At 65.9% G+C, this 20418-nt stretch carries 14 protein-coding genes; 8 read left to right on the top strand and 6 right to left on the bottom strand.

Annotation, left to right across the window (positions count from 1 at the left end):
- Positions 1 to 544: 544 nt before the first annotated feature.
- Both F8S13_08630 and F8S13_08625 read right to left on the bottom strand, forming a co-directional pair.
- Positions 545 to 1966 (bottom strand): NAD(P)/FAD-dependent oxidoreductase, encoded by a 1422-nt coding sequence (locus F8S13_08630; protein ID KAB8143949.1) that lies wholly within the window; start codon positions 1964 to 1966, stop codon positions 545 to 547.
- A gap of 58 nt (positions 1967 to 2024) precedes the next feature.
- Positions 2025 to 3176, bottom strand: a complete 1152-nt coding sequence (locus F8S13_08625; GenBank protein ID KAB8143948.1) for a LacI family transcriptional regulator — start codon at positions 3174 to 3176, stop codon at positions 2025 to 2027.
- Positions 3177 to 3228: 52 nt separating this feature from the next.
- On the opposite strand from F8S13_08625, the gene F8S13_08620 reads away from it, so the two are divergent.
- The 3 genes from F8S13_08620 to hemW are packed head-to-tail and all read left to right on the top strand — an operon-like array spanning position 3229 to position 6563.
- On the top strand, positions 3229 to 4353 hold the full coding sequence (locus tag F8S13_08620; protein KAB8143947.1) for a rod shape-determining protein RodA: 1125 nt from the start codon (positions 3229 to 3231) through the stop codon (positions 4351 to 4353).
- Between the two features lie 6 nt (positions 4354 to 4359).
- Positions 4360 to 5328, top strand: coding sequence for a magnesium/cobalt transporter CorA (corA, locus tag F8S13_08615; GenBank protein KAB8143946.1), 969 nt, complete (start codon positions 4360 to 4362; stop codon positions 5326 to 5328).
- An 11-nt stretch (positions 5329 to 5339) separates the two neighbouring features.
- On the top strand, positions 5340 to 6563 hold the full coding sequence (hemW, locus tag F8S13_08610; protein KAB8143945.1) for a radical SAM family heme chaperone HemW: 1224 nt from the start codon (positions 5340 to 5342) through the stop codon (positions 6561 to 6563).
- A gap of 97 nt (positions 6564 to 6660) precedes the next feature.
- On the opposite strand, the gene F8S13_08605 is transcribed toward hemW, so the two are convergent.
- The 4 genes from F8S13_08605 to F8S13_08590 all read right to left on the bottom strand — a co-directional run bounded on the left by F8S13_08605 (position 6661) and on the right by F8S13_08590 (position 12732).
- Positions 6661 to 7668: an N-acetylmuramoyl-L-alanine amidase gene (locus tag F8S13_08605; protein ID KAB8143944.1), complete on the bottom strand. Its 1008-nt coding sequence runs from the start codon at positions 7666 to 7668 to the stop codon at positions 6661 to 6663.
- A gap of 230 nt (positions 7669 to 7898) precedes the next feature.
- Positions 7899 to 9566 carry a DEAD/DEAH box helicase gene (locus F8S13_08600; protein KAB8143943.1) on the bottom strand — a complete coding sequence of 556 codons (1668 nt, stop codon included), beginning with the start codon at positions 9564 to 9566 and terminating at the stop codon, positions 7899 to 7901.
- A gap of 198 nt (positions 9567 to 9764) precedes the next feature.
- Positions 9765 to 10628, bottom strand: a complete 864-nt coding sequence (locus tag F8S13_08595; protein KAB8143942.1) for a fumarylacetoacetate hydrolase family protein — start codon at positions 10626 to 10628, stop codon at positions 9765 to 9767.
- A 136-nt stretch (positions 10629 to 10764) separates the two neighbouring features.
- Positions 10765 to 12732 (bottom strand): hypothetical protein, encoded by a 1968-nt coding sequence (locus F8S13_08590; protein ID KAB8144102.1) that lies wholly within the window; start codon positions 12730 to 12732, stop codon positions 10765 to 10767.
- Between the two features lie 735 nt (positions 12733 to 13467).
- Here F8S13_08590 and F8S13_08585 point away from each other — a divergent pair.
- The 5 genes from F8S13_08585 to F8S13_08565 all read left to right on the top strand — a co-directional run bounded on the left by F8S13_08585 (position 13468) and on the right by F8S13_08565 (position 20417).
- Positions 13468 to 14703, top strand: a complete 1236-nt coding sequence (locus tag F8S13_08585; protein ID KAB8143941.1) for an ROK family transcriptional regulator — start codon at positions 13468 to 13470, stop codon at positions 14701 to 14703.
- A 228-nt stretch (positions 14704 to 14931) separates the two neighbouring features.
- Positions 14932 to 16305 (top strand): extracellular solute-binding protein, encoded by a 1374-nt coding sequence (locus F8S13_08580; protein KAB8143940.1) that lies wholly within the window; start codon positions 14932 to 14934, stop codon positions 16303 to 16305.
- A gap of 76 nt (positions 16306 to 16381) precedes the next feature.
- The gene (locus F8S13_08575) at positions 16382 to 17380 is read left to right on the top strand and encodes a sugar ABC transporter permease (protein ID KAB8143939.1); all 999 of its coding nucleotides are present in this window, start codon (positions 16382 to 16384) and stop codon (positions 17378 to 17380) included.
- Positions 17377 to 18228: a sugar ABC transporter permease gene (locus F8S13_08570; GenBank protein KAB8143938.1), complete on the top strand. Its 852-nt coding sequence runs from the start codon at positions 17377 to 17379 to the stop codon at positions 18226 to 18228. The genes F8S13_08575 and F8S13_08570 overlap by 4 nt, the downstream gene beginning before the upstream one ends.
- A 362-nt stretch (positions 18229 to 18590) precedes the next feature.
- Positions 18591 to 20417, top strand: coding sequence for an ABC transporter ATP-binding protein (locus F8S13_08565; GenBank protein KAB8143937.1), 1827 nt, complete (start codon positions 18591 to 18593; stop codon positions 20415 to 20417).
- Position 20418 lies beyond the last annotated feature (1 nt).

Raw genomic sequence — 20418 nt, 5'->3', positions numbered from 1 at the left:
GCAGCGGCGCGGTGCCAGTGTGGGCCCTGTGGTGCGCCCACTTGTTTAGTGCGACTACGATAGCATAATTCTGCGCGCCTGCAAATGGCTGTGGGGCCTATGCGTTCTCGATAGAGCGCCGATACTTTTCCCACCAAGACACCAAGGGGACAAAAGGGTCCGAATACCACGAAGGCGCGAGGGCGTGAGGGTCGGCAAGGGACGCCTGATGCGGGTGGTTCTTTAATAGCAGGGTGAAAGAAGGCCCTAACGGTTCGCTCTTGTGGGTACAGGTATTCGATCTATGGCAGGAGGCCAGCGATGACTCGCGCATGTGCTGCGCTATGGGCGTCATCTTTACATGGGGGGTCACGTTTGAACGGTTTCTTCTACTTTTTTTCGCCCTGCGCGGGCGGGCCTCGTGCCCGCCCCTACGGCGATGATTCTATCGCGTTCATGCCTAAACGCTACCCGTGATAACCACTGATCATGCCCTGGCACGCGGAGCAAAATCGTGTGTCGCATCCCAATGCCCACCCGACAACGTGATACCTGTTGGGCGTCATCACCCCTCCAGCGGGGCCACGGGCGTGGCGGCTGGGGCGGCCTCGCTGGCCTGCTGGGCCTGGCGGCGGCTGTCGGCCTGGGCCTCGGCGTGTGCCGAATCCTGCTCGATCATCTTGGTGTGGGCGTCGCGCATGGCCATGAAGCGCATGTCGTCGGATGACATTACGGGCAGCTGCACGATGTCGGCGTGCAGCACCATCTCCAGCGCCCAGTCGAGCAGCACGCGCACTCGCTGCGCCAGCGAGGGCAGCTTGGCCAGGTAGACCGCGCGCCACGCCAGCCATGCCGGGAACCCCGAGAACGACACGCCGAAGATACGTGCCACCGCCTGGTAGTGGCCGATGCTGGCTAGGCTGCCCATGGGCACGAAGTGGAAGGCCCGCAGCCCGCCGCCGCGCATATGCGCCGCGATGTTCTGGGCCACGGTCGCGGCCTCGCGGATGGCGTTCTGGGCGGTGGGGGCGTAGGTGCCAGTGGCGCTGGGCACCGCCGCGCAGTCGCCTAGCGCGAAGATCTGGGGGTGGCCCTCCACCTGCAGCGCGCTGGAGACCTTGATCGCGCCGTGGCGGTCTTTGGGCAGGTCGATCGACTCGACTACGGGGCTGACGGCGATGCCCGCAGCCCACAGCACGGTGCGGGTGGGGATGCTGCCGCCCGGCTCTAGCACCACGGCGCGCTCGCTCACCGCCGTCACGCTCACGCCCAGCCGCACATCCACGCCGCGCTCGCCCAGCTTCTGGGCCACATAGCCGCCCAACTTGGTGTCCACATCCTTCAGCAGCTCGCGGCTGTGCGAGGCCAGCAGAAAGCGCAGCTCGTCGCGGCGCAGGCTGGGGTAGTAGCGCAGCGCCTTGGACACAAAGTCGATCAGCTGGCCCAGGCCCTCCAGCCCGGCGTAGCCCCCGCCCGCCGCCACGAAGGTGAGCAGCTCTTGCCGCACGGCGGGGTCGGCGGTGTGGTCGGCCAGCTCCAGCATCAGCAGCACGTGGTTGCGCAGGCGGATGGCGTCCTCAAGGCTCTTGAGGTCGAAGCTGTTCACGTCGGCGCCGGGGGCGTGGGCGTAGTTGGTCACCGAGCCAAGCCCGATCACCAGGTAGTCGAAGCTGATCTGGGCGGTGCGCTGGTCGGGGTAGAGCACCTGCACCTGCCGTGCGGCCACATCCACCGCCAGCACCTCGGCCTGCTGGAAGCGGGCCTTGCGCATGAAGATGCGCACCGGCGGCGCAGCGTGGCGCGGCTCGACGATATTGCCCGCGATCTCGGGCAGCAGCGGCGAGAACACCATGTAGTTGTGGCGGCTGATCATGGTGATCGCCACATCGGTCTCTCGGCGGAAGATCCGCTCAAGCTCGCGCACCACCGTGGTGCCCGCAAAGCCGCTCCCCAGCACAACGATCTGCTTCATAGGTGCTTCTCCCATCCCTTCCTCGTGAGCCTGGGCCGGTGCCGCTGTATCATTTTGTGTGCCACAGGTGGCGCTAGGGCAGGGCGTAGAGCGAGCGGGTCGACTCGCGGATGATTAGGTCGGTGCCGACCGCGATATGCTGGTGCGGGCTGGTGTCGCCACGGATGCGGGCGAGCAGCTGCTGGATGCCGATCCGGCCCAGCTCGCGCGGGTGGTTGTTCACGGTGGTGAGCGGCGGGTGGGCCATGTGGGCGATCGCGCCGTTGTCGAACCCGATCACCGAGATGTCGTCGGGCACCTGGCGGCCCAGGTTACGCAGCACCTCCATCACAAAAACCGCAAACTCATCATTCACGCAGAAGATCGCTGTCAGGTCGGGGTGGCGGTCGAGCAGGTCGAGCAGCTCGGCGCGGATGGATGCGCGATCCCACACGCAGCTGATCGGGCTGATCGGGCTGATCTCGAACTCGGCGCATGCCATGGCGTAGCCACGGTAGCGCTCGCGAAAGGTGACGCGGTCGAAGTAGCTGCCGATCACGGCGATGCTCTGGTGGCCATGATCGATCAGGTAGCGCGTGGCCAGGAAGCCGCCGCCCACGTCGTCGGCCATGGCGCTGTCGTAGGGCATGCCCATAGACAGGTTGTCGATCAGCACCAGCGGGCGTTCGAGCCGGGCCATACACTCGATAGCGCGGCGCTGGTACGGCCCCACCAGCAGCACCCCGGCGATCGGCTGGCTGCTGAGCAGTGCTGGGATGGCGTCGCAGTCGACGGGCATCAGCGTGAAGGTGATCCCCACGCCCATGTCGGCGCAGGCCTGGTTGGCCCCGCTCAGCACCTGGCCGTAGAAGGGGTTGGCCGTCACGGGCCGGTCGCCAAAGTCGGGCATCACAAAGGCCACCTGCTGGATGTCGGTGGGGGTGGGCTGGCCGCGCGGGGTGTAGATGTAGTTGAGACGCTGCGCTGCCGCGAGTACGCGCTCGCGGGTCTCGGCGGGGATGCCGGGCATGCCGCGGAGCGCGAGCGAGACGGTGGTAGGTGAGACCTGGGCCAAATGTGCGATCATGCGGATCGTGGGTTTTGACCGCTCAGGTTCATCAGCCGCCATGGCAGACCTCATCGTGTTATCTCGGCGTTGTGTCGTCCGTTTATTGTATGCACCATGGGCTGGTATGTCAATGTTTACTAAACATGGTTGAGATTTAGTTAATAAATCGGGTACCATGCCGACCCACAGCGCCGATGGTATAATCCTGAATCATCGGAGGCAAGGTAACATGACACGAAACTGGCGCGACTACAACTTTTTTATGCTGGGCTGCGTGCTGGTGCTCACCGGCTTCAGCTTGGCATTGGTCTATAGCGCAACCAAACATGGCGTCTACGTGGGCAACGGCACCTACGCCACCGGCTACTTTGTGCGCCACGTGGGCAATATTGCGGTGGGCATCGCCGCGATGCTGGTGTTCACCTTTATCGACTACCACGCCTTCCAGTCCTGGGCGTGGCCGCTCTACCTGGCCGCGATCGTGCTGCTGGCGATCGTGCTGCTGAAGGGCACCGTGCGCGGCGGTGCGCAGAGCTGGCTCGACTTTGGCGTGCGCTCGCTCCAGCCATCCGAGATCGCCAAGCTGCTGATCGTGATGGCGCTGGCAGCCTTCTGGGCGCGCAACGAGAGCCGGGGCGACACCTGGATGGTGCAGTTCGGCAGCCTCATCCTGGCGGGCGTACCCCTGGGGATGATTTTCATCCAGCCCGATTTTGGCACGGCCTTTGTGGTGATGACGCTGTGGGCGGCTATGGCCTGGTCGGCGGGCATGCGCCCCTGGCAGATCGTGCTGCTGCTGCTGATCTTCATTCCCGTGGCCTATCTTGGCTGGACCCATGTGCTCGATGATGAGCAGCGGTCTCGCCTGCTGATCTTCACCGACCCCGACAAGTACGACCCGACCGGTCTAGGCGATTCGTGGAACATCCGCAAGGCGCTGGAGGCGATTGGCACCGGCGGGATCGCGGGCCAGGGCTGGCTCAAAGGCCCGCTGACCCAGACCGGCATCCTGCCGGTGGCCTACACCGACTTCATCTTCGCCGCATCCGGCGAGGAGCTCGGCTTCGTGGGCAGCACGCTGATGATCCTGTTCCACTGCATCATGCTCTGGCAGGGCGTCAACATCGCCCAGAGCGCCCGCGATACCTTTGGCCGCCTGCTGGCCGTGGGCATCACCGCGATCTTCTTCTGCCACATCATGGTCAATATCGGCATGAATATGACGATCATGCCCGTCACTGGCATCCCGCTGCCGTTTATCTCCTACGGGGGCAGCTTTACGCTGATCACCTTCGCCGCCGTGGGCCTGCTGCAGAGCGTGGCGCTGCGGCGCAGAAAGATCACCTTTGGATAGGAGCATATGGCAGAACTGCTTATCTGCGCAGCCGATGGCACCTATGAGAAAGACCATAGCCCGCAGCATATCGGCCAGCTGCTGGCGCGGCCCGAGTGCATGATCTGGTACGATGTCGCCGACCCGACCGACCAGGATCTGGAGCTGATCCGCAGCACCTTCGGCGTCCACCCGCTGTCGATCGAGGACATCCGCCACAACAACAACCGCGCGAAGATCGAGGTGCACGAGAGCCACTACTTCATCGTGTTCTACGCCCTGCGCGTGAGTGGCGGCGAGCAGCGCTTCGAGCGCCAGCCGCTCTACCTGTTTGTTGGGCCAAACTACCTGGTGAGCGTGCACCACCAGCCGCTCTCGCAGATCGAAGAGACCATGCATCGCTGGCAGGATCCTAACATCCCGCCGGGCGACCACATCGGCGCGCTGGTCTACGCCCTGCTGGACACGATCGTGGACGACTACATGCCCGTGCTCGATGCGATCTCCGATGAGACCGAGGAGCTGGAAGACCAGATCTTCGAGAACTTCGAGCAGAGCTCTATCCAGTCGATCTTCCAGCTCAAGCGCGAGCTGCTGGGGCTGCGCCGCGTGCTGGCCCCCGAGCGCGACGTGCTGAATGTGCTGATGCGCCGCGAGCTGGGCATCTTCCGCGAGAGCGACATCGCCTACCTGCAGGATGTCTACGACCACACTCTGCGCCTAACCGACGGCATCGACAACTACCGCGAGCTGCTCTCCAGCGCGCTGGACAGCTACCTCTCGGTTGAGGCCAGCCGCCAGAACCAGATCCTCAAGGTGCTGACCATCGCCTCGATCATCCTGATGATCAACGCCCTGATCGCCGGGATCTACGGCATGAACTTCGAGTTTATGCCCGAGCTGCACTGGCGCTTCGGCTACGCCTGGGCCTTGGGCCTGATGGCGGCCATCAGCGTCGGCCTGATCCTTGTCTTCCGCCGCCTGCGGTGGATCTAACCCGGAACCCCATGAAACACCTGTATATCCATATTCCCTTCTGCCACCGGCGCTGCTCGTACTGCGATTTCAACACCTACGCCAACATGGATGACCGCATCGAGGCCTATGTCGATGCGCTCTGCTCCGAGCTGGCCCTGCGCGGGGCTGGCCTGCCCGCCCCCGCCCGCGCCGCTGGCCCGCCCGCGCCGCTGGCCGATCTCGCGCCCACCATCACCCGCGCTGGCCTGCGCCCCACGATCTTCTTTGGCGGGGGCACACCCACCATGCTCAGCCTGGCCCAGTTCGAGCGGGTGCTGCGCGCTGCCGACGCTATTGTGCCGCTGGCCCAGGCCGAGGTGACGGTAGAGGCCAACCCCGGCACCGTGCTGGGCGGCGACTACCTGCGCGGCCTGCGCGCGCTGGGCGTGAACCGGATCAGCATGGGCGTGCAGAGCCTAGACGATCCGACGCTGCGCGTGCTAGGCCGCATCCACACCGCCGCCGAGGCCCGCCAGAGCTTCGAGGATGCCCGCCGCGCCGGGTTCGAGCGCATCAACCTGGATTTTATCTTCGGCCTGCCCGGCCAGTCGCTGGGGCAGTGGCGGCGCACGCTGGATGAGATCGTGACCTGGGGGGCCGACCACTTCTCGCTCTACTCGCTGATCTTGGAGGAGGGCACGCCGCTGCACGCCCAGGTGACGGGCGGGCGGATCAGCGTGCCCGACGACGACGCCTCGGGCGAGATGTACGAGCTGGCCATGGAGCGATTTGCGGCGGCGGGCTATGCCCAGTACGAGATCTCGAACTGGGCCAGGGGCAGCGCCGCTGCGCCAATTGCAGGCGGCATCCCGGCCCAGGCCTGCCACCACAATCTGGCCTACTGGCTCAACGCCGACTACTTGGCGGCGGGCGCGGGCGCGCACGGCCATAGCTTCCCGCGCCGCTACTACGACATGCTGAAGATCGACGACTATATCCAGACATTGCGCGCAGGCCAGCTGCCCACCGCCGAGGTCAACGAGCTGACCGAGCGCGACCTGCGGGTGGAGACGATGTTTATGGGACTGCGCCTGAACACCGGCGTCAGCGAGGCCCACTTCCGCGACCGCTGCGGCCTGGCGCTGTGGGAGGCCTTCGGCCCCACCCTCGACGACCTGATCGGGCGCGGCCTGCTGGAGCGCACATCCTACGGCGTGCGCCTGACCGAGCGCGGGCGCATGCTGGGCAATCAGGTGTTCGCTAGCTTCGTGTAGCGCCGATGGGGTGAACAGGCCCGTCGTCTGCGTGATGGCAGGCGGCGGGCCTTTTGATTGGTGCGATACCGCTTTGAGACCGGCTAGCGCCGCTGGCCTAGCCCTCTGGCGGCACGGGCAGATCGGTGGAGACCAGCACATCGGCCTCGGCCACCCAGCCGATCTCCCATGGGCCACCGTGGGTGAAGACCAGATACCAGCCCTCGCGGTGCTCAAGCGCCACCAGCGGCGTGGCCAGCCCCACCGTGATGATCACGCCGCTCTCGGGCCTGGGGCTGTGGCGCATGGGCACGCCCTCGGCGGCGGGGCGCAGCATGGGCAGGCCGCTGGGCTGGCGGGCGGTAGTGTCGGCGGGATCGCGCTGGGCCAGGTAGTGCAGGATGCCCTGGCTGATGCCCCTGGCCGTCAGCTCGGGCTGGCGGAAGATGATCTCGCGGTCGGCGGCGTTGGTCATAAAGCCCACCTCGATAATCGCGGCGGGCGTGGTGGGCGCGACGGCGTGGTGGTAGCGGTAGGGCGCGAAGGCATAGTAGGCCTGCATGTTCACCGATGGCTCCTGGGGGTCGCGCGGCATGCCCGTCACCTCGGCGTAGCTGGCGGCCAGGGTCTGGGCCAGCGCCTGCGCGGCGGCGGGCGAGCGCCATGGCTCGGTCACCTTCCAGCCGCGCCGTGATGCCGGGCGGGTGGAAGTGCCGTCGGCGTGGATGGCCACGACCGCGTCGGCGGTGTAGCTCACCGGGATGGTGGCGGGTAGCAGATCGACCGCCACGCCCTGCTCCTCTAGCTGCTGCTCGACAAACTGCGCGATGGCCAGGTTTACTTCCCACTCGTTATAGCCGCGGTAGTAGTTGCCAGTCGATGTGCGCAGCTTGGCCTGCTCGTCGGGAAGCTCTTCGTTCTGCCAGTGCCCCACCTGGATTCCCACATGCGGTGTGGGGATAGGCGTGGGGGTGGGCGGCGGGCTGGGCGTGGGGGCGGGCGTAGGCGTGGGGGGTGCCTTTTCGTTGGCCAGGGCTGGAGGGGCGTCGATGTTCTGGGCCAAGGGCGCGGGGCCGCACGAGCTAAGGGTGAGCAGCAGTGCCAGGCAGGGCAGGGTCAATCTCATGCAGCACCTATGCGGGGAAGTGGAATGCTTCGCCATACGAAGTATATAGGTATTATACGTTACTTTTTTGGGATCATGTTAGGTTGAAACGTGAGAATATTCTGAGCGCAGCTGGCGACTTTAGGCATACTAGCCGAGAGAATAAGCGCTTTGATGGAGCATATGCACAAAGTGCAAGAAAAAAGCTGGGTATACCCCAGCTTTTTTTCTTGCGCGCTATCACAGTGGTGCTAGAGGAAATCGGCGGCGTCGAGCACCTGGAAGCTGTAGCCCTGCTCGGCCAGGAACAGCTGGCGGTTGTGGGCGAACTCCAGCTCGCGGGTATCGCGCGTCACCAGGGTGTAGAAGTGGGCGCTGCGGCCATCGGGCTTGGGGCGCAGCACGCGGCCAAGGCGCTGGGCCTCCTCCTGTCGCGATCCGAAGGTGCCCGAGACCTGGATCAGCAGCTCGGCGTCGGGCAGATCCAGCGCAAAGTTGCCGACCTTTGAGATCACCAGCACGCGCTCCTCGCCGCGCCGGAACGCGTCGAACAGGCGCTCGCGCTCGCGCTGTGGCGTTTTGCCGCTCACCAGCGGCACGGCCAGGTTGTCGGCGATATAGGTGAGCTGGTCGATGTACTGGCCGATGATCAGGGTGGGCACGCCTGCGTGGGCCTGCATGATCTTGTGCAGCAGCGGCAGCTTGCGCGGGTTCTCGGCGGCGATGCGGTAGGCGTCGCGCGGCTCGGCCACGGCGTAGGCCATGCGCTCGTCGTCGGGCAGGCTCAGGCGCACCTCGGTGCACAGCGCCTCGGCGATCCAGCCGCGCCGCTCTAGGTCGCGCCAGGGCACGTTGTACTTCTGCGGGCCGATCAGGGCGAACACATCGCTCTCGCGGCCATCCTCGCGCACCAGTGTGGCGGTGAGGCCCAGCCTGCGGCGGGCCTGGATCTCGACGGTGGCGCGGAAGACCGGGGCGGGCAGCATGTGCACCTCGTCGTAGACGATCAGGCCCCAGGGGCGCTCGCCCAGCAGCCGCATGTGCGGGAAGCCCTCATCCTGCCCGCTGCGGGCGATCAGCATCTGGTAGGTCGAGATCGTCACCGGCGCGACGGCCTTGCTGGCCCCGGTGTACTCGGCCACCTGCTCGGGGGCTAGGTCGGTCTTGGCCAACAGCTCGCGGTGCCACTGGCTCACCGAGGTGTTGTTGGTGGTGAGGATGAGCGTGGCCTGGCCGACCATGGCCATGGCGGTGAGTCCCACCACGGTCTTGCCTGCGCCGGGCGGCAGCACCACCACGCCCGAGCCGCCGCTGGCGTCGCCGCCCGCGTAGAAGGCCTCGGCGGCCTCGAACTGGTAGTCGCGCACCTCGAACTGGTCCTCGCGCAGGCCGATCGGCAGCGGCTCGCCCTCGATGTATCCCGCCAGATCCTCGGCGGGCCACCCGGCGGCCACCAGGGCCTGCTTGAGCAGGCCGCGATGCTCCACGGGCAGGGCGAAGGCAGCCTGGCCACGCGGCCCGCTGAGCAGCCGCCCGATCTCTGGGCGGCGGGCCAGCTCGATCAGCAGCGCGCGGTCGTCGGCCAGCAGGTGCAGCTCGTCCTCGGCCTGCACCAGCCGCAGGCGGCCCCAGCGCCCGGCCAGCTCGCGGATGTCGGCGGCCACATTCTGGGGCAGCGGGAACTTGGCAAAGCGGACAAGGCGTTCGACCATCTCGGCGGCGGGCAGGCCAGCCGAGGCGGCGCTCCAGAGCGCGAGCGGCGTGATGCGGTAGGTGTGGATGTACTCGGGGCTTTTCTCAAGCTCGGCGAAGGGTGCGATGGCATCACGCGCAACCTCGAACAGCGGGTTTTGCACCTCAAGCAGCAGGGTGCGGTCGCTCTGGATGATCAAGGGGTTTGTGGGTATGTATGCCTGCATCGCTGAAATAAGTGCGGTAAAAGACTCATCCAAAAGAAGAACTTGGGTTCTATTATACCCGCTTCTGCGCAGGCCGCTGGGCGCTTTCTTATGCGCTGTCGTTTCCTTGTCTTCTGCCCAACGTGCAGGTGCTCGTGCGCGCTGCGAAGCCACGCGGCGCGGCGCAGGCCCCCGGCCCCGCCGCGCCGCGTGGCTGGGCTACCCCGCCACGATGGTGTTGCGCAGCACGCCGATCTGGTCGATCTCGATCTCCACCACATCCCCAGGCTTCAGGAACTCCTGCGGGTCGCGGCCCATGGCCACGCCGCTGGGCGTGCCGGTGGAGACGATCGTGCCCGGCTCAAGGGTCTGGCCCAGCGAGAGCGAGGCGATGATCGTGGGGATGTCGAAGATGAGCTGGCTCACGGTGGCGCTCTGGCGCTGCTCGCCGTTCAGGCGCAGGCGCAGGCCCAGCGCGGCGGGATCGGGGATCTCGTCGGCGGTGACGATCCACGGGCCGATCGGGCAGCTGCGGTCGAGGCTCTTGCCCTTGAAGAACTGCACGTGCCAGTTCTGCAGGTCGCGCGCCGAGATGTCGTTGACGATGGTGTAGCCGAAGATGTGGCCCAGGGCCTGCTCGGGCGCGATGTTCTTGCCGCCCCGGCCCACCACGAAGGCAAGCTCGGCCTCGTAGTCGAGCTGGGTGGTCACGTCGGGGTCGAGCGGGATCTCGTCCTCGTGGGCGCACACGGCGGTGACGGCCTTGGTGAAGAAGATCGGGCTGCCGGGCAGCTTGGGGTCGCGGCCACGGGCGCGCTGGGACTCGTAGGCGTGGTCGACATAGTTCATGCCCAGGCACACCACGTTCTGGCGCGGGCGCGGGATGGGCGCGAGCAGCCGCACGCCCTCCACGGGCTGGGCGGGGCCGCTGGCGGCCAGGGCGCGGGCCTTGGCCAGGGCCTCTGGCCCGCCGTCGATCAGGTCGAGCATGCTGGCTGCCACCGCATCCAGCGCCACCACGCCACCTTCGCTGAGCGCGCCAACATGGGTTCCGCTCACATCGCTGTAGGTCACTAGTCGCATGACGTTCTCTCCTCAGGGCTATTGGTGCCGCCGCCATCGTAGCACAGGATCGCGGGAGCGGTTTCATGAGGGCACTGCGAGGCGACATAAAAAAGCGTACGGGAGCAGCGCCCCGTACGCTTTTTGCGGTAGATGCCTAGCGGCCTAGCTCCAACAAGGTGATCGAGCTGGCTGGGAAGCTCGCGCTGATCGCGCCCGCGCTGATCGGCAGCGCCTCGCCCGCCACGATCTTGGTCAAGTCGGCCTGGCTATAGCGGTAGACCTTGGCCTGCTTGGCGTCCACGTTCTGCAGCTTCAGGGTGGTGCTCAGGTCGCCGCCAGTCTTGTTGATCACCACTAGAGTCACCACCTTGTCAGATGCGCGCTCGGCGGCGTAGACCGCCAGCTTGTCCGGATCATCGCTAGAGGCGAAGATGCTGGTGTCGCCGAACGTCGCGCCGCCGCCGTCGTAGTTGCGGTAGATGCGGAAGGCGAACTCGCCCGGCTCGCCGGGGTCGGGCGGCCCCCAGAGCGTGGCCAGATCCAGCGCCTCGCGCCCGAAGATGCCCAGGATGTCGGCCTGGGCCAGCGCGCCGTTCATGGTGTCGAGCGCGCCCCAGTTGTACTCCGAGATCGCCAGCTTGGTGCCCGGGTAGTTCTCATCCACCCACGCGCGCATGCGCGGGATGAGGTTGACCGGCTCGGCGATCCAGCTCTCATCCTTATAGTTGGCGTCCCACAGCGCGCGGGTCGAGCGCAGCCGCAGGGCCTGGGTGGCCTCGCTGCCCGCGCCCTGCAGGGCCACGCCCTCGGCCTGGGGGTAGAAGTGCAGGTCGAGGTAGTCGAGGATGCGGGTGCCATGCTGGGCCTCGTAGTCCTTCATCTGCTGGAGGTACCAGGCCACGAAGGGTGTGTCGCCGTGGGCGCTGCGGTCGGGCTTGCTGTTCCACCAGCTGCCCTCGCCCGCCGCATCCTTGGCCGAGTAGAAGTAGCCGGTCCAGCCCCACTCGGCGGGGCCGAGGGTCTTGGCCGCCGGGTCGGCCTGCTTCACCGCCGCGCCGTAGGTGTAGGTCAGGTCGCGCAGCTCGTCGTAGGTCACCGGCTCGGGGTGGATGTCGCGGTGGGTCTTGTGCCACAGAAACGGCTCGTTGTCGAGGTTGTAGAAGGCCACGCCGCCCTGGTCGGCAGCGCCAAACTGGCCCTTCAGGTGGGCGATCCACTCCTTCACAAAGTCGGCCCCGATCTTCTCGCTGGTGTCCGCCGGATCGTTGCCGGTGATCGGCGTGCCGTCGGCCTTTAGGCCGTTGCCGCAGCCGCGCTGGTCGTCGGCCTGCTGCTGCGCGCCATACTTGGCCACTGCGAAGCCGCACAGCACATCGCGGCTCTTGGGTGTCCAGCCCATCATCGGCACCGTCATGATCACCTGCGCGCCGTTATCCTTGGCCTTGCTGACGAAGCTGTCTGACGATGACCCTTTGGGCAGGGCGGCCACGTCGGCCACATCGTTGGGGATGTTCTCGAAAAACCAGTCGGACGCGCGGTTCGAGACATCGAGCTTCCAGTTGTAGCGGGTGGTGGCGTTGCCGCCCCAGCGCTGGATGGTGGGCTGGATGTTCTTGGCCAGCTGGTCATTGGGGAAGTTGATGCCGTAGATCAGATCGCTGATCGGGTGGCGCTGGATGTTGGCATCCACCAGCAGCGTGGGGCCTTCGCCCGCTGGCGTGGCGCTTCCCTCTGCCGCTGTGGCCGGGGCATCCTTGGCCGCGCCCGCTGCGCCCGCGCCCACCAGGGCGATGTCGTCGAGGAACAGCTGGGTCTGGGTGCCGCTGGTCAGGTTCTGCCAGATCAGGTCGCTGAGCGTGGATGTCACGCCGAGCTTGGCCAGCGGCACATCCACCTGCTGCCAGGTGTTGGCGGCCAGGGTGATCTCGTCGCTGGACTGGTTGCACTTGGCGTCGCCGCAGAGGCGGATCTTCTGCCCGCCCGCGCTGCCGCCGTTGGCCCAGAAGCGCACGGCGGTGGCACCGCTTGTGCTGATCGGCTCGTGGTGGATGTAGAGGCCAGCCCAGCCCTCGGTGTAGGTGAGGCCGATGGCCTTGCCCGCGCGGGCCGTGGTGCTGGCCATGTCGATGGTGCTGCCCCACGACCAGTTGTCCCATCCGGCGGCCAGCGCGTCGTCGTAGATCACGGCGAGGGTGGCGGCGGCATCGGTGGCGGGCTGGGCCGCTGCGGTGGGCTGGCTGGCCACACCGTCGCTCGGCTGGGCCGCTGCGGTGGGCTGGCTGGCCGTGGTCTGGGCGGCCAAGCCCCCGCCTGGGCAGGTGATGGTGGCCTGCTTGCCGCCCTGCAGCGCCACCGACAGGTCGTTCGGGCAGCTGACCGTCAGCTGGCTGCTGGGGCCGAGCACCGTGGCCACGCCGCCGCTGCGTGTGAAGATCGGCAGGGCGATGGCCGCTATCAGCGCGAGCGCGAGGATAAGCACGATAGCCCGTAGAGCTTTCGGCGATTCTAGCATGGGTTGCTCCCGTGGGGCCGCGTGTGGGGTACACCTCGGCCCATATGAGGTTGGCAGCGCGTCTGCGAAGCTATGTGCATTGTAGTGGAAGAAGGGCGGCGCTGCGGCGTGATCTGCCCACAGTGGTAGTTGTACCCTGTGGCGATGTGCAAACGCTGACTTGCGGCGGGGTGAAAATAACGAAAATGTCATAATCAAAGACGACCTACCCAGCTTTTTTGAACAAACGCTTTGTTCGGCTACTTGACAAACCCATACCCCCGTGCTATAGTCAGGGCAATTCCTAAACCGATTTAACTAGCGCTTTGAAGCGTCTAGAAGCCGCGATGTCGCGAGGATGTTGCCGTGTCCGATGCGCCGACAGTCGATCTCCCGCAGCTGCGAGAGCGCAACGAGCAGATGGTGCTGAATCTCATCCGAGATGAAGGCCCGATCTCGCGCGCCGAGCTGGCGCGGCGCAGCCGCCTCAGCCGATCGACGATCTCGACGATCATCGCCGCGCTGCTCAGCTCGCACGATGTCTACGAGATAGGCATCGGCGAATCGCAGGGTGGCCGCCGCCCGATCATGCTCGACTTCAACTACCAGTCGAGCTACGTGGTCGGCATCGATGTCGCCACCAGCAGCCTCACCCTTCTGCTCACCGACCTTCAGGCCCAGGTCATCCAGCGCGCCAGCGCGCCCTTCCTCCTTTCCTCTGGACCCGACACATGCATCCCGCAGATCGCCGAGCAGTTCCGCGCCCTCGTGCAGGCCGCGCAGATCGACCCGGCGCGTATCGGCGGGGTGGGCATCGGTATCCCCGGCCCCATCCACACCGAGACGGGCAGCACGATTGCGCCGCCGGTGATGCCGGGCTGGGGCGGCGTGCCGCTGCTGCGCAGGCTGGAGCAGGCGCTGGGGCGGCGGGTGCTGCTGGAGAACGACGCCAACCTGGGCGCGCTGGCCGAGCAGACATGGGGCGCGGCGCGCGGCCTGGCCGATGTGGCCTACATCTACTTCGGCTCCGAGGGCATTGGCGGCGGCATCATCCTGGGCGGCGCGCTCTACCGCGGCCACATCGGCTCGGCAGGCGAGATCGGCCACCTCACCATCGATGAGGATGGCCCGCCCTGCCGCTGCGGCTCGCGCGGCTGCCTGGAGGCTGCGGTGGGCACGCCAGCGCTGCTGGCCCGTGCCCAGGCCCAGGGCATCGCGGTGGGCAGCATCGGCCAGCTGGTGAGCCTGGCCCAGGCCGGTAGCCCGCAGGCCCAGGCGCTGCTGGCCCAGGCGGGCGAGCAGCTGGGCGTGGCGATCGCCAGCCTGCTCAACCTGCTGAACCCCAGCGGGGTGGTGCTGGGCGGGCAGCTGGCCCAGGCGGGCGAGCTGGTGCTGGGGCCGCTGCGGGCCACGCTGGCGCGGCGCGGCCTAGCCGTGGCCTCGCAGCAGGTCGAGCTGAAGCCCGCCGCGCTCGGCCCCGACGTGATCGCCATCGGCGCGGCGGCGCTGGCCATCCGCCACCTTTTTCGCACACCGAACGCTGCTGGCGGCCCGCGCCACGCCCCCGATGGGGAGCGCGTAGGCCAGCCAGCGTCGGCGTAGGGCGGGCGCACCGCCACACGCCGAGCACGCGCAGAATATATCCGAGGGCAGGACGATCTGCCAGGGCCACTCGCGGCGGGCCAGCGGCCAGACGCGACGCCGGGCAGCTTCGTGAGAAGGAGGCTGAGCGGCGCAGCGTACGAACTGGCTGGGGCTCGCCACCCCGCAACGGCTTTCTGCAGATTCTCCCGCCACTGTTGGCACCTATAAGCTAAGGAGCACACCGACATGAAGCAGGTCAAAGTCCAACTGCTCGCCATGCTGTCGCTGTTCACGCTGCTGCTCGCGGCGTGCGGCGGCGGCACCGCCGCGCCGAGCGCCACCACCGCCCCCGCCGCTGGCGGCGAGGCTACCGCCGCGCCTGCGGCAGCCGAGCCGACCGCAGCCGCCCCCGCCGCTGCGGCCACCGAGGCCCCCGCGACCACCGATGCCACCGCTGAGCCGACCCCCGAGACCTCGACCGTGGGCAGCGGCAGCACCAAGGTGGTGATCTGGCACAACTGGCAGGGCGCATACTACGATGCCATCCAGAAGCTCTTCGCCGACTACGCCACCAAGAACAACGTCACCATCGACTTGGTGCGCGTGCCCGACGTGAGCGCCAAGGCCCAGGTGGCCGTGCCCTCGGGCCAGGGCCCCGACCTGGTGGCCTGGGTGAACGACCAGATCGGCTCGCAGGCGCTGGCCGAGATCATCGTGCCGGTCGACGACTACGGCATCAACGCCGACTACCTGAAGCAGAACTTCACCGACGTGGCCGCTAACGCCGTCACCTACGAGGGCAAGACCTGGGCCGTGCCCGAGTCGATGGAGGCGCTGACCTTCATCTACAACAAGGCCCTGATCAGCGAGACCGACATCCCCAAGGACACCGACGCGCTGATCGCCAAGACCACCGAGTGGAACGCGGCCAACAGCGGCAAGTACTTCTTCATCTACAACGCCCGCAACGACGGCTACTTCTCGGCCCCGTGGTGGCAGGGCGCTGGCGTGGAGCTGGTGAAGCCCGATGGCTCGACCACGCTGAACAGCGAGGCTGGCGTGGCCGCCGGTACGCTCATCCAGCAGTTCAGCAAGCTGATGCCCAAGGAGCTTGACTACAACGTGGCCGACTCGCTCTTCAAGGAGGGCAAGGCCGCGATCATCATGAACGGCCCGTGGTCGATCGCCGACTACGAGCAGGCCAAGATCGACTTCGGCCTGGCCACCATCCCCGTGGTGACCAGCTCGGGCAAGCCGGGCGCGCCGATGGTGGGTGTGAAGGTGCTGATGCTTGCCAACAAGGCCAAGCAGCCTGAGGCCGCCGCCGAGGTGATGAAGTACTGGGGCTCGAAGGAAGTGCAGCTGGAGCTGGCCAAGGCCAACAAGCAGGTGCCCGCCAACAAGGCCGCCCAGGACGAGATGAAGAGCGACCCGGTGATCGGCGCATTCATCGCCCAGGCCGCTAACGGCATCCCCCAGCCCAACTCGCCCTTCATGGGCGCGATGTGGGACCCGCTGGCCAAGACCATCGAGTCGATCTGGAACGGCACCGCCGACCCGAAGGCCGCTGTCGAGGCTGGCGCTGCCCTCTACGATGAGAAGGCTGCCGACCTGAAGTAGCTTGCCCGCGCGCGGGGGTGGCGCTGCCGCCCCCGCGCCCCCTTCCGCCGCACCCGTGTGTTTGAGGAGACATGCCATGGCACAGCAGGCAGCAGCGCGGGCCTCCTCGCCCGCCGCAGGCCGTGGCAAGAGCGCCCAGCGCAAGCGCAACCTGACGGCGCTGGCCTACCTTGCCCCCGCGTTGATCGGCATTGTGCTGATCAACATCTTCCCTATTCTCTATACGTTTTACACGTCGCTGACCAACCGAAACAGCCAGGCGCGTTTCCCCGAGGGAAAATACCAGATCACGACGCTTGACTCCATTCCGTGGCTGCCGGATTTTGCCAACTATACGCGGCTGCTTGGGACGAGTAATTTCTACACGGTGTTTGGAAAATCGCTGCTCTACGCGGCAGTCTGTGTGTTTTTCTTCTTTGCTGTGGGTCTTCTGTTTGCGCTCATCCTGAATAACCCCTATATCAAGGGCCGCGCGATCTTCCGCACCCTGATGATCCTGCCATGGGCGGTGCCCTACTGGATCACTGCGCTGATCTGGAAGTTCCTGTTCCACGAGCAGTTCGGCCCGATCAACCAGATCCTGCGCGCCGTGGGCGTGGCCAACCCGCCCGCGTGGCTGCTGGATGCCAACTGGTCGTTTGTGGCGATCACGGTGGTGAATATCTGGCTCAGCTACCCCTTCTTTATGCTGATCCTGCTGGGTGGCCTGCAGTCCATCCCGGATGATATCTACGAGGCTGCCGACATCGATGGCGCGAGCTACTGGACCAAGCTGCGCAGCCTAACGCTGCCGCTGCTGCAGCCTGTGGCCCTGCCCGCGATCATCTTGAGCGTGATCACCACGCTGAAGATCTTCGAGACGGTGTGGCTGATGACCAAGGGCGGCCCCTACGGCCTGCCTGGCAAGCCCGGCGCGACCGAGCTGCTGATCGTGTGGGCCTACAACCAGGGCTTCCAGGGCCAGTTCCGCTTCGGCCTGGTGGGCGCGTTCTCGATTGTGGTCTTTGTGCTGCTGCTGGTGCTGACGCTGGCCTACACCCGCATCACGAATGCCACGAAGGCGGTGTACGAATGAACCTACGACGACCCTCTGCCGCCGCTCTGGCGCTTCAGTATGCCATCCTCGCGCTGGGCCTGATCTTCTCGGTCTTCCCGATCTACTTTGTGATCCAGGCGGCGCTGCGGCCCGGCAATCAGCTCTACTCGACCGAGCTGCAGCTGCTGCCCACCAACCCGACCTTCGACAACTTCCGCGATGTGCTGACCCGGCACGATGCCTCGCTGAACCTGCCGCTGTGGCTGTGGAACAGCATCAAGATCGCTGGCGTCACCACCGTGGTCACGCTGATCATGACGGTGGCGGCGGGCTACGCGCTCTCGCGCTTCAAGTTTCGTGGGCGCGGCGGCGTGCTCACCGGCATGCTGGCGCTGCAGGCCTTCCCGGCCTCGCTGGCGCTGCCCGCCTACTACCTGCTGCTGAACTGGCTGGGCCTGCTCGACAGCCACTGGGGCCTCATCCTGGTCTATGCCTCGGGCGCGATCGTGTTCAACGTGTGGAACCTGAAGGGCTACTTCGACACCATCCCGATCGACCTGGAGGAGGCCGCCATGATCGACGGCGCGACGCCCACCCAGGCCTTCCTGATGGTGATGCTGCCCCTGGCCCGCCCGGCGATCGCGGTGACGGCGCTGTTCGGCTTCCTCTCGGGCTTTGGCGACTTCATCGTGGCGCAGACAGTGCTGTTCGACCCGAACAAGTACACCGCCACGGTGGGCGTGTTCGCCCTGCAGGATGGCTACCGTAACCCGTGGGGCCTGTTCGCGGCCTGCGCGCTGATCATCTCGCTGCCGGTTACGGTGCTGTTCCTCTACCTGCAGCGCAATCTGGTCTCGGGTCTGAGCGCTGGTGGCGTGAAGGGTTAGGCTATCTTTTGTTTTGACGATATGCGGGTGCGGCGAGATGCCGTACCCGCATATTTCTCTTTGGCATCGCTAGGTTGATCGAGCTGTGAACATATCGCAATATACCGATATTGTAGTAGTTATGATCGGATGAAAGTGGTACTATAGGAGCTAGTCTTTTTTGCCGCCGCGCGGCCTAGCCACAGGGGCGCGGCGATGATCTGAAGAGAGTGCTTCCACGCAGAGCCGCAGGGGCGCAAGGTGCGCAAGCCTGCGGCTTTGTTACGCTCGCCGTCCCTCCTGCCAGATCGGCCATAGGATGGTTGACGATGGAGGGGGGAATCTGGTATCTGATATGTATCCATACTACCATTGAGGAAGCCATGAACGCAGATCCCTCCACCCTCTCCCCCCGCCTCGCTGGCCCCCAGCTCCCCCTCGAACACACCTACTCCGCCGAGCACCCACTTCAGACTCTGCTCTACCTCTACAGTGGTGACAAGCTGCGCATCGCGGTGGCGATGCTCTGCTACTTTGTGAAGCATAGTCCATCGTGGATGATTCCCCTGATCACGGCCAACATCGTCGACATCCTCTCGAACCCGCACAGCCATGGCATTGCCGACCTGTGGGTGAACGCGGTGGTGATGCTGGTGCTGCTGGTGCAGAACATCCCGATGCACTTTTTCTATAGCCGCTACACCAGCATGGCCATCCGCCGTGTGGAGAAGATCCTGCGCTCGACGATCTGCCGCCAGATGCAGCAGCTCTCGATCGGCTACTACAGCCGCGCCAGCACCGGCACGCTGCAGACCAAGGCGCTGCGCGACGTGGAGATCCTGGAGCAGCTGACGCGCCAGGTGTTCAACTTGGTGCCTGCGGCGCTGTTTACCATGGGCGCGGCGATCGTGATCACGGCCATGCGCGCGCCGTGGTTTCTGATCTTCTTTGCGGTGACAGTGCCCGCCTCGGTTGGCCTGGTGCGGGCCATGCGCACGCCCATCCAGAACCGCAACAACGCCTTCCGCGCCGAGATTGAGCAGATGTCCTCGCGGGTGATCGAGATGATCCAGCTCATCCCCGTGACCCGCGCCCACGGCATCGAGCGCGACGCTATCGCCCGCGTGGATACCAAGCTCTCGCAGGTGAATGACGCGGGCCTACGGCTCGACAGCATCAACGCCTGGTTCGAGGCGCTCTCGTGGGTGACGATTAACTTATTTAACGTGTTATGCCTGCTGGTGGCGGGCTATATCTGCTACACCCAGATCCTGCCGATCAGCGTGGGCACGGTGGTGCTGCTCACCGGCTACTTCAACACGCTCACTGGCACGGTGATGACCCTGATCAACCTGGCCCCGCAGATCACCAAGGGGCTTGAGTCGGTGCGCTCGATCGGCGAGGTGCTGGAAAGCCCCGACCTGGAGCAGAACGAGGGCAAGGATGAGGTCTCGACGGTGGGCGGCCACTTCGTGTTCGACCACATCAGCTTCCGCTACAAGGGCAGCGACACCCACTCGCTCAGCGATTTCTCGCTGGAGGTGCAGCCCGGCGAGACGATTGCGGTGGTCGGGCCGTCGGGCGCGGGCAAGAGCACGCTGCTGAACCTGCTGATCGGCTTCATCCGCCCGTCCAGCGGGCATATTTTGCTGGATGGCGTGGACATGGACCAGCTCGACCTGCGCACCTACCGCCGCTCGCTCTCGGTGGTGCCGCAGGAGACGGTGCTGTTCGATGGTACAATCCGCGAGAATATCCTCTACGGCGTGCATAATGTGAGCGACGAGCAGCTGCAGCAGGCGCTGGAAGATGCCAACGTGCTGGAGTTCGTGAGCCAGCTGCCCGATGGGCTGGAGACGCTGATCGGCGAGCGCGGCGCACGGCTCTCGGGCGGGCAGAAGCAGCGCATCGCGATCGCGCGGGCGCTCATCCGCAACCCGCGCGTGCTCATTCTGGATGAGGCGACCTCGGCGCTGGACACGCGCTCGGAGCGGCTTATCCAACAGGCGTTGGGCCGGCTGATGCAGGGCCGCACCACCTTCGTGGTGGCGCACCGGCTCTCGACCATCCGCAACGCCGATAGGATCATTGTGCTCGACAAAGGCCGGATCGTCGAGGTCGGATCGCATGCGGAGCTGGTGGCGTGCAACGGGATGTACGCACGGCTGCGCAGGCTGCAGGATCTTGGCGAGGCGGCCCTGATTAACTGAT

It is taken from the genome of Chloroflexia bacterium SDU3-3 (assembly GCA_009268125.1).
In the GTDB taxonomy this organism is placed as follows: Bacteria; Chloroflexota; Chloroflexia; order Chloroflexales; family Roseiflexaceae; genus SDU3-3.
Note: the sequence above shows the minus strand (reverse complement) of the source record. Positions and strands in the feature narration are given on the sequence as shown.

Coding starts and splice junctions, on each gene's coding strand:
- F8S13_08630 (KAB8143949.1), bottom strand. CDS start 1,966: ATGGGAGAAGCACCTATGAAGCAGATCGTTGTGCTGGGGAGCGGCTTT.
- F8S13_08625 (KAB8143948.1), bottom strand. CDS start 3,176: ATGGTACCCGATTTATTAACTAAATCTCAACCATGTTTAGTAAACATT.
- F8S13_08620 (KAB8143947.1), top strand. CDS start 3,229: ATGACACGAAACTGGCGCGACTACAACTTTTTTATGCTGGGCTGCGTG.
- corA (KAB8143946.1), top strand. CDS start 4,360: ATGGCAGAACTGCTTATCTGCGCAGCCGATGGCACCTATGAGAAAGAC.
- hemW (KAB8143945.1), top strand. CDS start 5,340: ATGAAACACCTGTATATCCATATTCCCTTCTGCCACCGGCGCTGCTCG.
- F8S13_08605 (KAB8143944.1), bottom strand. CDS start 7,668: ATGAGATTGACCCTGCCCTGCCTGGCACTGCTGCTCACCCTTAGCTCG.
- F8S13_08600 (KAB8143943.1), bottom strand. CDS start 9,566: ATGCAGGCATACATACCCACAAACCCCTTGATCATCCAGAGCGACCGC.
- F8S13_08595 (KAB8143942.1), bottom strand. CDS start 10,628: ATGCGACTAGTGACCTACAGCGATGTGAGCGGAACCCATGTTGGCGCG.
- F8S13_08590 (KAB8144102.1), bottom strand. CDS start 12,732: ATGGCCAGCACCACGGCCCGCGCGGGCAAGGCCATCGGCCTCACCTAC.
- F8S13_08580 (KAB8143940.1), top strand. CDS start 14,932: ATGAAGCAGGTCAAAGTCCAACTGCTCGCCATGCTGTCGCTGTTCACG.
- F8S13_08575 (KAB8143939.1), top strand. CDS start 16,382: ATGGCACAGCAGGCAGCAGCGCGGGCCTCCTCGCCCGCCGCAGGCCGT.
- F8S13_08570 (KAB8143938.1), top strand. CDS start 17,377: ATGAACCTACGACGACCCTCTGCCGCCGCTCTGGCGCTTCAGTATGCC.
- F8S13_08565 (KAB8143937.1), top strand. CDS start 18,591: ATGAACGCAGATCCCTCCACCCTCTCCCCCCGCCTCGCTGGCCCCCAG.